The organism is Frondihabitans australicus, assembly GCF_003634555.1.
In the GTDB taxonomy this organism is placed as follows: domain Bacteria; phylum Actinomycetota; class Actinomycetes; order Actinomycetales; family Microbacteriaceae; genus Frondihabitans; species Frondihabitans australicus.
Genome location: NZ_RBKS01000001.1, coordinates 2,113,681 through 2,125,357, shown reverse-complemented (window position 1 = coordinate 2,125,357; position 11,677 = coordinate 2,113,681). Strand labels below are relative to the sequence as shown.

Below are 11,677 nucleotides of genomic sequence, written 5' to 3'. Positions count from 1 at the left end.
TTAGCCGGTAGCCCGACGCGGCCGATGCGAGAGCCCAGGCAGGACCCTCTAGGGTGGTGCCGTGGTGTCATGGTTCAGCTTCCGGGCGCGCAGGGCCCGCCCCGCGAATCCGCGGCCCCGAGCGAGCTCCCGCCCGCTCGTCGTGAGCCGGGTCGAACTCGGCGACTTCACGCCCGACCTCGACGTGTACCTCGGCCAGGCGGCCTATCTGCAGCTCGCGCTGTTCGAGTCGCTGGGCCGCGCCTCCGGCATCGCACCGTCCACTCGCACGAAGACCCTCACCGGCCGGGTGGCCACGTCGACCCTCGAGCGGCACCGCGGCCTCGTCGCCGAGATCGAGCGCGCCGGCGGCGACGCCCCCGAGGCCATGCAGCCGCACCGGGCGGTCATCGACGACTTCCAGCGGCGAACCGGCGGGGGCGACTGGTACGAGACCATCCTCGCCTCCTACGTCGCAGCCGGGCTCCTCAACGACGTCTTCTCGCGCCTCGCCGCGGGGCTCTCCGACGCCGACCGCGAACGCGTCGTCCGCGTGCTCGAGGCCGGGGCCGCCGACGACGACGCGGCGATCGTCTCCGAGCTGTCGCTGGCGATCAAGGCCGACCCGAAGCTCGCCTCGCGCCTCGCCCTCTGGGGTCGACGACTGGTCGGCGACACGCTCCTCGTGGCGCGCGCGGCGATCTCGGCATCGCACGAGTCGGCCGACGACGAGCGCCTCGAGCCGGTCTTCACCGAGCTCATCGCGGCGCACACGCGGCGGATGGACGCCCTGGGGCTGACGGCCTAGGCCTCCTGGCCCTGACTGTGCTTGTTACGCGGCTTCGCCCTTGAAGAGCCGCTCGAGCAGCTCCCGGTCGGCGGCACGCCGACGGACGGTCGACAGCCGCGTGATGCCGGCGGCGGCGAGAGCAGCGACCACGAGGTCGATGACCCAGATCCAGCCGTCGCCGGGGCCCATGCCCGCCCAGACCAGCGCCTCCCACACGACGATCGCCGCGCAGGTGCCGAAGGCCGCCGACCAGAGGACGCCCCGGGTCTCCTGACCGGGCAGGGCGTAGTGGAAGATGAAGCCGAGCAGGGCGCCGCCGAGAGCGGCGAACAGGAGCTCCACGTCAGCTCACGAAGCCGACGCGGCCGCGCTCTTCGCTGCCGACCTCGACGTAGGCGACACCGGCGGTCGGCACGAGGAAGACCTTGCCCTTGGCGTCCTTCAGAGTGAAGTACGTCTTCTTCGAGTCGAGAGCGTCGGCGACGACCTTCTCGACGTCGGCCGGGGTCTGGTTCGACTCGAACGAGATCTCACGGGGGCTGTTGGCGATACCGATGCGAATGTCCACGAGACGTACGATAACCGACTCCGGAGCACGTCGTCGGGCGCGTTCACTGTCGGCAGAAGCGCGAGTCGGAGCAGGGCGCAGGATCCGACGCCCGATGTCGGTCGCGACCGATAACGTCGACCGCATGGTCGCCCCCACCTCCCCGCCACCCCCGCTCGACGCCGGGCAGCTCGCCGTGCTCGCGCTCGGCGACGGCGAGTCGGCCGCCGTCATCGGCGCGCCGGGGTCCGGCAAGACCACCGCCCTCGTCGCGTTCGTGGTCGACCGCGTCCGGCGCTCTGGCTGGGGCCCGTCGTCCGTCCTCGCGCTGACGCCGACGCGGCAGTCGGCGACGAGGCTCCGCGACGCGCTCGCGGCTGCCGTCGGCGTGCCGACGCCCGGGCCGCTGGCGCGCACGGTGGCGTCCCTCGCCTTCGACATCGCCGGCCACGCCGCGCGCCTCGCCGGCTCGCCGCCACCCACACTCCTCACCGGCGGCGAGCAGGACTCCGTGATCCGCGACCTCCTGGCCGGGCATCTCGACGACGGGGCGGGGCCCGCCTGGCCCGACCACCTGCATCCTGCGGTCCGCGCTCTGCGGGGCTTCCGCACCGAGCTGCGCGAGCTGCTCATGCGCGCGACCGAGCACGGGATCTCGCCCGATCGTCTGCGCGAGCTGGGCCGGGCGACCGACCGGCCCGAGTGGGTCGCCGCGGCCGACTTCGCCGTGGAGTACCACCGGGTCGTCGACGGTCTGCAGGCGAACTCCCTCGACTCCGCCGAGCTGGTCGACTACGCGGTGGCGGCCCTCGACCGCGGCGAGACGGCGCCGCTCGTCGACGGGCTGCGCGTCGTGGTGGTCGACGACGCGCAGGAGGCCACCGAGTCGACTCTGGCCCTGCTGCGGGCACTGGCCCGCCGCGGCATCGCGATCGTCGCGTTCGGTGACCCCGACCTGGCCACGAACGCCTTCCGCGGCGGCATGCCCGACGTCCTCGGGCGTCTCGGCGCCCGGCTCGGCCTCGACTCGGTGACCACCATCACGCTGGAGCGGGTGCACCGGCACGGCGAGGAGATCCGCGGGCTCGTGTCGCGCGTCACCGAGCGGATCGGCGCCGCGGGTGCCGGACGGCAGCACGCGGCGCGGTCCGCCCTCGAGCGGCCGCAGGCTGCGGACGTGCGGCTGGAGCCGATCCTGCGCATCCAGTCCGACACCCCGGCGCACGAGATGGCGGCCGTCGCGCGTCAGCTGCGCGAGCGGCACCTCGTCGACGGCGTGCCGTGGTCGCAGATGCTCGTCGTGGTGCGCAGCGGCGCCCTCGTGCCGAGCGTCGCCCGCGCGCTGCAGCTCGCCGAGGTGCCGACGCGCACCCCTGTCACCGGTCGCGCGGTCCGCGACGAGTATGGCGCCCGGCACCTGCTTCTGGCCGCGTCCGTGGCGGTGGGCCGCGACGAGCTCACCGCCGAGATCGCGGCCGAGCTCCTCGGCGGGCCGCTCGGCGGGCTCGACTCGGTGTCGCTGCGACGCCTCCGACTCGCCTTGCGCGCCGAGGAGCTCGCGGGAGACGGGCGCCGGTCGTCCGACGACCTGCTGGTCGAGGCGCTGTCGGGCGCGGGCCGCTTCGCGACCGTCGACTCGCGCTTCGCCGCGCGCGCCGGGCGCTTCTCCGCGAGCCTGCAGGCCGCGAGGGAGGCGGCGTCCGCCGGGGCGAGCATCGAGGAGGTGCTCTGGGGTCTCTGGGAACGCAGCCGCCTCGCCGGCGAGTGGAGCGAGAGGGCCCGCGGCCACGGCATCCTCGCCGATGAGGCGAACCGCCACCTCGACGGAGTCGTCGCCCTGTTCACCAGCGCCAAGCGCTTCGTCGAGCGCCAGCCCTCGGCCGACCCGACGACGTTCCTCGAGGCCATGCTCGGCGCCGATGTCGCCGACGACTCTCTGGCACCGCAGACCCGCGCCGACTCGGTGCTCGTCGGAACACCGACCGCTGCGATCGGAGTCGAGGCCGAGGTGGTGGTCGTCGCGCGCCTCCAGGACGGCGTCTGGCCGAACCTCCGCGTGCGAGGCGCGCTCCTGGCACCGGACTCCCTCGTCGAGGTCGAGGCGGCGGGCTCGGGGGCGTCCACGGCAACAGCACCCGTGGACCGCCGCGCCGCCGTGATGAGCGACGAGCTGCGCATGCTGGCTCTCGCCGTGTCGCGGGCCACGCGCCAGCTCGTCGTCTCGTGCACGGCGAACGACGACGAGTCGCCCTCGCTCTTCCTCCGCCTCCTCCCTCGCGACCTGCCTGCGCTCGACGTCCGCTCGCCCCTGTCGCTGCGGGGGCTCGTCGGACACCTCCGGCACGCGCAGGTGTCCTCGACCTTCGAGCGGGACCGCGCCGACGCCGCCGCCGGGCTCGCCCGCCTCGCCGCCGAGGGCGTCGTGGGCGCCTGGCCCGACGAGTGGTACGGCCTCGCCGAGGCGACGACCGACACCGACCTCGTCGACCTCACCGACCCGGAGGCGCGCGTGCCCGTGTCGCCCTCCGCCATGTCGTCGTTCGAGGAATGCCCCCTGCACTGGTTCATCGACCGATACGCCGGCGGGACTTCGAGCCCGGCGGCCGGCCTCGGCACGATCATCCACGACGTCATGGAGCACGCCGTCGACATCGACCCCGACTCGCTGTGGCGCGCGGTCGAGGCCCGCTGGGGCGAACTCGAGTTCGAGTCCGACTGGATCGCCGAGTCCGAGAAGGAACGCGCGCGGCGGATGACGACGAGCCTCGCGGCCTACCTCGGCGACTTCGTCGCCGACCACGCGACCCTCCTCGGCGCCGAGTCGTCGTTCCGGCTCGAGATCGGGCCCGCGGTCGTGAACGGCAAGATCGACCGCGTCGAGCAGTCCGCCGACGGCAAGGTCACGATCGTCGACCTGAAGACCGGGAAATACGCGCTCTCGATGCCTCAGGCCCAGAAGGACCCCCAGTTGGGCAGCTACCAGCTCGCGCTGCTCGACGGGGCCATCGACTCGGCTCCTGCCGACGCCGTCCTCGGTGGCGCGAAGCTGCTCTACGTCGGCGTCCGCGCGACCAAGAAGCCGTACGACGAGCGCCGGCAGGCGCCGTTCGACGAGAGCGCCGCCGACGCCTTCCGGCTGCGCGTCGAGGAGGACGCGCGCGGCATGGCGAGGCGCGTGTTCGCGGCGCACATCGACGAGCACTGCCTGAACCGGCCCGGGCAGTCGTGCCGGATCCACGTGATCGGAGAGGTGACCCAGTGACCACGACCGGAATCCGGTTCTCGGCGGTGCAGCTCGCCGAGGTTCTCGGACGGCCCCGACCCACCGACGAGCAGGCGGCCGTCATCGAGGCCCCGCTCGAGCCGGCCCTCGTAGTGGCGGGCGCAGGCAGCGGCAAGACCGAGACGATGGCGAGCCGGGTGGTCTGGCTTCTGGCCAACGGCCTCGTCGAGGTGTCCGAGATCCTGGGCCTCACCTTCACCCGAAAGGCCGCGGGTGAGCTGGCCGAGCGCATCGAGGGTCGCATCGCGCTCCTCGAACGCCAGGGGCTGCTGCCCGAGACGCACGACGTCTTCGACAGCCCCACGGTGTCGACGTACAACGCCTTCGCGAACGCCCTGTTCCGCGACAACGCCCTGAGCGTGGGTCGCGAGAACGAGTCCCAGCTGCTGGGCGAGGCCTCGGCGTGGCAGCTCGCACGGTCGCTCGTCGTCTCGAGCGACGACCGGCGACTCGCGTCGATCGGCAAATCGGTCGACCAGATCACCGAGGCCGTGCTCTCGATCAGCCACGCGCTGGGCGAGAACGTGGCGGACGCGGACGACGTGTCGGCGATGGCCGAGCGGTTCGGCGGCGTGGTCGATCTGCCCGCGGGGCGCTACGCGCGGGCCGACATCGACACGGCGGCCGACACCGTGAGGTCGCTCGGGCCGCTGCTCGACCTCGCTCGGCGCTTCGACGCCGAGAAGGCGCGGCAGGGATTCGTGGAGTTCTCCGATCAGGTTGCCCTGGCACTGCGCGTCTGCGAGACGGCACCACGGGTCGTCGACGACTACCGCGAGCGGTACCGCGTCGTTCTGCTCGACGAGTACCAGGACACCAGCGTCGTCCAGACGAGGCTTCTCTCGCGGCTCTTCGCCGGGACGGGCGTCATGGCCGTGGGCGATCCCCACCAGTCGATCTACGGGTTCCGCGGCGCGAGCGCGGCCAACCTCGGCCGGTTTCCGCGCGACTTCGGCTCGCCCGACGGGCCGACGTACACGCTCTCGACCAGCTGGCGCAATCCGATCGCCGTGCTCGACGCCGCCAATGTCGTCGTCGATCCGCTGTCTCAGGCATCGCCCGTGCGGGTCGGGCGCCTCGCGCCGAGGCCCGGGGCGCCGGCGGGCTCCGTCACCACGGCATTCCGCGATACCCTGCCGGACGAAGCCACAGCCGTCGCGACCTGGTTCGAGGAACGCCTGTCCGTTCTGAACCCCGACGGCACGAAGCGCACCGCGGCCATCCTGTTCCGCTCGCGGAAGACCATGCAGACCTTCGCCGACGCGCTGCGCGAGCGAGGCGTGCCGGCCCACGTGCTCGGTGTCGGCGGACTCCTGTCGCGCCCCGAGATCGTCGACCTGATGTGCTGCCTGAGGGTGCTCCACGACCCCTCCGCCGGGTCGGAGCTCATCCGGCTCATGACGGGCGCCCGCTGGCGTATCGGCCTGCGCGACGTCGCTCGGCTTCGCGACGTGTCGCGGTGGCTGTTCGACCGCGACCACGCCCAGAAGCAGCTGCCCGAGAGCGTCCGGCAGCGACTTCGGGCATCCGTCGCCGCGGGCGAGGACGGCTCGCTCGTCGACGCGCTCGACTTCGTGGGCGCGGCGTCCGAGACGCACTCGCAGCTGCAGGGGTTCAGCGCCGAAGGGCTCATGCGCCTGCGCAGACTCGCTGCGCAGCTGGTGTTCCTCCGCAACCGCATCGGGCTCGACCTCGTCGACCTCGTGAAGCTCGTCGAACAGGAAATGCTGCTCGACATCGAGGCGGTCGCGAACCACGGGATGGCCGAGGGGAGCGCCTACCTCCAGGCCTTCGCCGACGAGGTGGCGGGCTACGCGGCGACCAGCGACGCCGCCGACCTGGCCGGGCTCCTGGGCTGGCTGAATGCCGCCGCCAGGCGCGACGACATGGGGCCTCGCTCGGACCCGAGCGAAGAGGGCGTGGTGCAGCTGGTCACCGTGCACGGTTCGAAGGGACTCGAGTGGCAGCTCGTCGCCGTGCCCCGACTCGTCGAGGACGAGCTGCCGGGACGACCGAAGTCGACCTCGGGGTGGCTGTCGTTCGGCGAGCTGCCGTACGAGTTCCGCGGCGATTCCGCCGAGCTGCCGGTGCTCGCCTGGCGCGGGGCGGCCGACCGCGAAGAGCTCCATGCGGCGATCGACGCGTTCACAGCGGAGAACCGCGAACGCCACCTCGCCGAGGAGCGCCGTCTCGCCTATGTCGCCCTCACCCGCGCGCAGGACGAACTCATGCTCAGCGGTTCGTTCTGGGCGTCGCAGAAGAAGCCTCGCCGCCCCAGTCGCTACCTCGGCGAACTCGTCGAGGCCGGCCTCGTGCCCGGCGACGCCCTGCCGGGCGCGAGCGAGCACGACGAGAACCCGCTGCCCGCCGGATTCGCGTACCCCGAGTGGCCGTTCGATCCGCTGGGGGGCAGGCGCGCGGCGGTCGAGTTCGCCGCCGCACGCGTCCGCGCCCCGGGCGCGGCCGCCGCGGTCGGGCGGTGGCACGACGACATCGAGCTGCTGGTCCGCGAGAGGGACGAAGCCCGCGCAGGAGCCGGTGGCACCGAGTTGCCGCAGCGCATCCCCGCCTCACGCTTCAAGGACTACGTCGACGACCCCGCCGCCGTGGTCGCCGCGCTCCGGCGACCGCTGCCCGAGCGACCGTATCGAGCCACCCGGCTGGGCACCCTCTTCCACACCTGGGTGGAGGAGAGATTCCGGCCGACCGGGCGCAGCGAGGTCCTCGACGCCGACGCTTTCGACATCGACCCCGACGAGGGCGAGAGTGCGTTCGGCGTCGTGCCGGGAGCCCCTGTCGACCCCGACGACGCGCGGCGCCTCGCCGAGCTGCAGGCGACGTTCGAGAAGTCGGAGTGGGCGGGGCTGGACGCCGTCGACGTCGAGCTCGAGATCCACCTGCCCCTCGGCGCCCGCACCGTGATCTGCAAGATCGACGCGGTGTTCGAGCGCGGCGATCGCTATCAGGTCGTCGACTGGAAGACCGGGAAGGCTCCGCGCGACGAGGCCGACCTCGCGCTCAAGCAGCTGCAGCTGGCCCTGTACCGCGAGGCGTACGCGTCGTACCGCGGCATCGACCCGGCGCTCATCGACGCGGCGTTCTACTTCGTGGCCGACGACGCCGTGCTCGAGCCGGAGCACGTCAGCGATCGGGCCGAGCTCGAGCGGCTGTGGGAGGGTGTCGAGGGTCGGCTCTGAGCCGCGGCCGGGGAGAGCAGCGTGCGCCGCCGAGAGCCTCAGTCAGCCGTGGCGGCGTTCGGTGGCCGTCAGGAGGTCCTCGACGCCCTCGAGGTCGAGGGCCTCGGTAGCGCCCGAGACCAGCGGCCGCTCATCCGGCTGCTGGATCACGTCGACGAGCCTCGACATCATCTCGATCGCGTCGTCGACGACCTCGGTGCTCTTCGTGTGGGTTCCGTGAAGCAGGTACCGCGCCAGGTCGAGCTCGTGATACAGCGTCGCCCGGTGACGCAGCGACCGCTCGCTGGTGTCGCGGGACGCGTTGTATGCCTCGAAGACGGAGTCGATGCTGTCGGGCGTCGGGCCGCCGAGCACCCAGGCGAGATCGCGCGCGGGGTCGCCGACCTGGAGATCCTGCCAGCCGAGAACGGCCCGGACGCCGGAGTCGTCGACCAGGAACGACTCGGCCTCGAGCGATCCGTTGATCACGGTGGGCTGGAACTGCCAGAGCTTGGAGTCCTGGATCGCCCCCTCCCAGCGTTCGAGGAGGGCGGCGGGCAGGAGCCCGGTCGCCGCCGCACGGTCGACGACCGACGCCGACGACCTCATCGCCTCGAACGGAGTGTGGCTGGTGAGCCCGGCGTCCGTCACGAAGCTCGTCGGAAGCATGTGGATCGCGGCGATGGCCGCTCCGACGGCGGACGGCAGGCCGGTCCCGGCCATGACGCCGCCGACGTGGAGGGGCGAGCCCTCGAGGTAGTCGTAGACGATCGCGCGTGTGTCGGCGATGGGGGCCTGACCCCGGTAGGTGGGCACGGAGAACGTGAGTCGGCTCCTGATGCCCGTCGAGAGAGCCCGGATGGCGACCAGGTCGGCCGACTGCTGGGCCTCGGCCCGCTGACTCCGGGGCATGCGGATGATCCACTGCTCGCCTCCGGCGCCCAGGAGACGGGCGGAGTCGTAGTCGCCGGACCCGATGGACCCGTGCGGGCCCGTCTGCCGGACGTCGATGCCGGCGACGGCCGCCGTCGCCAACGCGGCTAGAGTGAGATGGGATCTGGCCATGCCGCAAGGGTAGGCCGGTCCTGGCGAGGGGGTCCCTTCGCCACGCGCAAACCCCGTGATCCGGCGGCTGTCCGAGCCGCCCTCGACGATTGGTGGCCGGATGCCTGCTCGCTCGCCCGAAGATCAGGCCTCGTTCACCGATCGGCTGCCCCTGTCGCGCCACACGGTCGACCGCGACTATCTCGCCCGTGAGCGCGACGACCTCTTCACCGTGCTCATGGCCGACGCCGCGACTCGCGTGCTGCCGGTCTGGAAGGGTCGGGCGCTGTTCCGCGGCGAGACCGCCCTGAACCTCGTCGAGCCGGCCGCGGTGCCGGCCGACGCCCGCCTCGTCTACCTGGGCCGCTCGACGTCCGACGACGACCTCCCGGCCGGTACCGCGTTCGTCGCGGCGCTCCTCACCGACGAGCAGGCATCGAGCGTCGCGAGTGAGGACGAGTGGGGCAATCTCCGCATGTTCGCCACCGGTCTCAGCGCGCGCGACGCCGGCCTCGCCACCGAGGCTCTCGCCATCACCAACTGGCACGCCTCGCACCGCTTCTCGCCCCGCACCGGCAAGCCCCTGCTCTCGACGAAGGGCGGCTGGGTGCTGGTCGACCCCGACGACGGCCACGAGGTGTTCCCGCGCACCGACCCCGCGATCATCGTCGGCGTGACCGACGCCGACGACCGGCTCCTGCTCGGCTCGAACGCCATGTGGGAGAAGAACCGCTACTCGCTCCTCGCCGGCTTCGTCGAGCCCGGCGAGTCGCTCGAGCAGGCCGTGCAGCGTGAGATCTTCGAGGAGAGCGGTGTGCGCGTCGTCGACCCGGTGTACCTCGGCTCGCAGCCCTGGCCCTTCCCGGCGTCGCTCATGCTCGGCTTCCGCGCCACGGTCGACGTCGACGACCCGGGCAGCCTCGAGCCCGACGGCGCCGAGATCGTCGACCTGCGGTGGTTCACCCGCGACGAGCTGATCGCGGCCGGCGATTCGGTGATCCTGCCGGGTCGGTCGTCGATCGCGAGGGCGATCATCGAGGACTGGTACGGGTCCGAGATCGATGACTGACCACGCGCCGCGACCGCGAGCCGCCTGAGATGGAGGCCGTCGACCTCCTCGCCGGTCTCGACGAGCAGCAGCGCGTGGCCGCCGAGACCCTGCTCGGGCCGGTGTGCCTGCTGGCCGGAGCCGGAACCGGCAAGACCAGGGCGATCACGCACAGGATCGCGTACGGCGTCGCGACCGGCGTCTACGCGCCGCAGCGGGTCATGGCGCTCACGTTCACGACACGTGCCGCCGCCGAGCTCGGGGGTCGCCTCCGTGCGCTCGGGGCCGGGGGAGTGTCGAGCCGGACCTTCCACTCGGCGGCCCTCCGACAGCTGGCGTACTTCTGGCCGCAGACGATGGGTGGCACCATGCCGCGCCTCGTCGAGAACAAGGCGAAGGTCATCGCCCACGCCGCCGAGACCCTCCACCTCCGCCTCGACACCGCGAGCCTGCGCGACCTGGCCGGCGAGATCGAGTGGCGGAAGATCTCGCGGCTCACGATGGAGCAGTACGCCCTCGCCCTGCCCGACCGCGCGCTGCCTCCCCGCGTGACGGCCGAACAGGCGCTCGACCTGCACCGGGTGTACGAGAGCGTCAAGGACGACAGGCGGCAGATCGACTTCGAGGACGTCCTCCTGGCCACCGCCGGCATGCTCGAGGTCGAGCCCCGTGTGGCCGCGCAGGTGCGTGAGCAGTACCGCTTCTTCGTCGTCGACGAGTACCAGGACGTCTCGCCCCTGCAGCAGGACCTCCTCGACCTCTGGCTCGGCGACCGCAGCGACGTGTGCGTCGTCGGCGACGCCAGCCAGACCATCTACTCGTTCGCGGGGGCGTCGGCCGACTTCCTGCTCGGCTTCGCGGGCCGGTACGACGACTCCACCGTCCTCCGGCTCGAGCAGAACTACCGGTCGGCCAGGCCCATCGTCGAGACGGCGAACCAGCTCATGCGCGGGCGGCCGGGTGCGCTGGATCTCCACCCCGTCCACACCGAGCCGGGGCCTGCCCCCAAGACCGCCGACTTCGCCTCCGACTCGGCCGAGGCGCGGGCCGTGGCGGACAGCATCGCTGAGGAGATCCGGCAGGGCGCGGCTCCCGAGTCCATCGCCGTGCTCTTCCGCGTCAACATCCAGGCGGCTCTGCTAGAACGAGCCCTCGACGACGTCGGCGTCAGCACACGCCTCCACGGTGCCGGCCGCTTCTTCGACCAGCGCGAGGTCAAGCAGGCGCTCATGATGCTCAAGGGCGCCGCGGTGAGCATCGTCGGCGAACCGCTGTTCAAAACCGTCAGCGACGTTCTCCGCTCGCTGGGCTGGGCGCAGGAGCCGCCCGAGCAGCGCGGGGCCGTCCGCGACCGCTGGGAGTCGTTGAACGCCCTCATGGGACTCGCGGAGCAGGCGGGCGAGTCGACCTCGCTCAAGCAGTTCGTCGACGACCTCTTCACCCGGCAGGCGGGGCATCACGAGCCGACTGTCCAGGCTGTCACCCTCGCGACGCTCCACTCGGCCAAGGGCCTGGAGTGGTCGAGCGTCTACATCGTCGGTCTCTCCGAGGGCCTTCTGCCGATCAGCTACGCCCGTGACGACGACGCCATCGACGAGGAGCGCCGCCTTCTCTACGTCGGAATCACCCGTGCTCGGGATCGCCTCCGGCTGTCGTGGAGCCATGAGGGGCAGGGGCGCTCGGGTCAGGATCGCCGCCCCAGCCGCTTTCTGCAAGAGCTGCGCATCCGCAGCCGGGATGAAGTCGGCTCCGCGACGAGGTGACCCGCCCGCTGTCGGTGTCGATCGTCTCGATCACCGCGTCGTCGGAG

General features: G+C 72.2%; 8 protein-coding genes. 5 read left to right on the top strand and 3 right to left on the bottom strand.

The genetic code is table 11. From position 1 onward, the window contains the following. The first annotated feature begins 61 nt into the window (after positions 1-61). Positions 62-787, top strand: a complete 726-nt coding sequence (locus C8E83_RS09920) for a ferritin-like fold-containing protein (protein WP_121369743.1) — start codon at positions 62-64, stop codon at positions 785-787. 24 nt (positions 788-811) lie between these two features. On the opposite strand, the gene C8E83_RS09915 is transcribed toward C8E83_RS09920, so the two are convergent. After that, positions 812-1,111 (bottom strand): hypothetical protein, encoded by a 300-nt coding sequence (locus tag C8E83_RS09915; RefSeq protein WP_121369742.1) that lies wholly within the window; start codon positions 1,109-1,111, stop codon positions 812-814. A gap of 1 nt (position 1,112) precedes the next feature. Continuing rightward, positions 1,113-1,337 (bottom strand): DUF3107 domain-containing protein, encoded by a 225-nt coding sequence (locus tag C8E83_RS09910; RefSeq protein ID WP_121369741.1) that lies wholly within the window; start codon positions 1,335-1,337, stop codon positions 1,113-1,115. 94 nt (positions 1,338-1,431) lie between these two features. Here C8E83_RS09910 and C8E83_RS09905 point away from each other — a divergent pair, with 94 nt between their 5' ends. Further along, positions 1,432-4,578: a UrvD/REP family ATP-dependent DNA helicase gene (locus C8E83_RS09905; RefSeq protein WP_245981571.1), complete on the top strand. Its 3,147-nt coding sequence runs from the start codon at positions 1,432-1,434 to the stop codon at positions 4,576-4,578. Continuing rightward, positions 4,575-7,796, top strand: coding sequence for an ATP-dependent helicase (locus tag C8E83_RS09900; RefSeq protein WP_121369740.1), 3,222 nt, complete (start codon positions 4,575-4,577; stop codon positions 7,794-7,796). The genes C8E83_RS09905 and C8E83_RS09900 overlap by 4 nt, the downstream gene beginning before the upstream one ends. A gap of 42 nt (positions 7,797-7,838) precedes the next feature. Here the strand turns inward: C8E83_RS09900 and C8E83_RS09895 are convergent, their stop codons facing one another. Further along, positions 7,839-8,840: a phosphotransferase gene (locus tag C8E83_RS09895; RefSeq protein ID WP_121369739.1), complete on the bottom strand. Its 1,002-nt coding sequence runs from the start codon at positions 8,838-8,840 to the stop codon at positions 7,839-7,841. A 100-nt stretch (positions 8,841-8,940) separates the two neighbouring features. Between C8E83_RS09895 and nudC the strand changes: the two genes are divergently transcribed. Continuing rightward, on the top strand, positions 8,941-9,888 hold the full coding sequence (nudC, locus tag C8E83_RS09890) for an NAD(+) diphosphatase (RefSeq protein WP_121369738.1): 948 nt from the start codon (positions 8,941-8,943) through the stop codon (positions 9,886-9,888). A 29-nt stretch (positions 9,889-9,917) separates the two neighbouring features. Beyond that, entirely contained in the window at positions 9,918-11,630 is a 1,713-nt protein-coding gene (locus C8E83_RS09885) for an ATP-dependent helicase (RefSeq protein ID WP_121369737.1), read from the top strand. Positions 11,631-11,677 lie beyond the last annotated feature (47 nt).

What these genes read in the sequence shown, in the direction of transcription:
- C8E83_RS09905 (WP_245981571.1), top strand. Translation starts at nt 1,432, where the DNA reads ATGTCGGTCGCGACCGATAACGTCGACCGCATGGTCGCCCCCACCTCC.
- nudC (WP_121369738.1), top strand. Translation starts at nt 8,941, where the DNA reads ATGCCTGCTCGCTCGCCCGAAGATCAGGCCTCGTTCACCGATCGGCTG.
- C8E83_RS09895 (WP_121369739.1), bottom strand. Translation starts at nt 8,840, where the DNA reads ATGGCCAGATCCCATCTCACTCTAGCCGCGTTGGCGACGGCGGCCGTC.
- C8E83_RS09885 (WP_121369737.1), top strand. Translation starts at nt 9,918, where the DNA reads ATGGAGGCCGTCGACCTCCTCGCCGGTCTCGACGAGCAGCAGCGCGTG.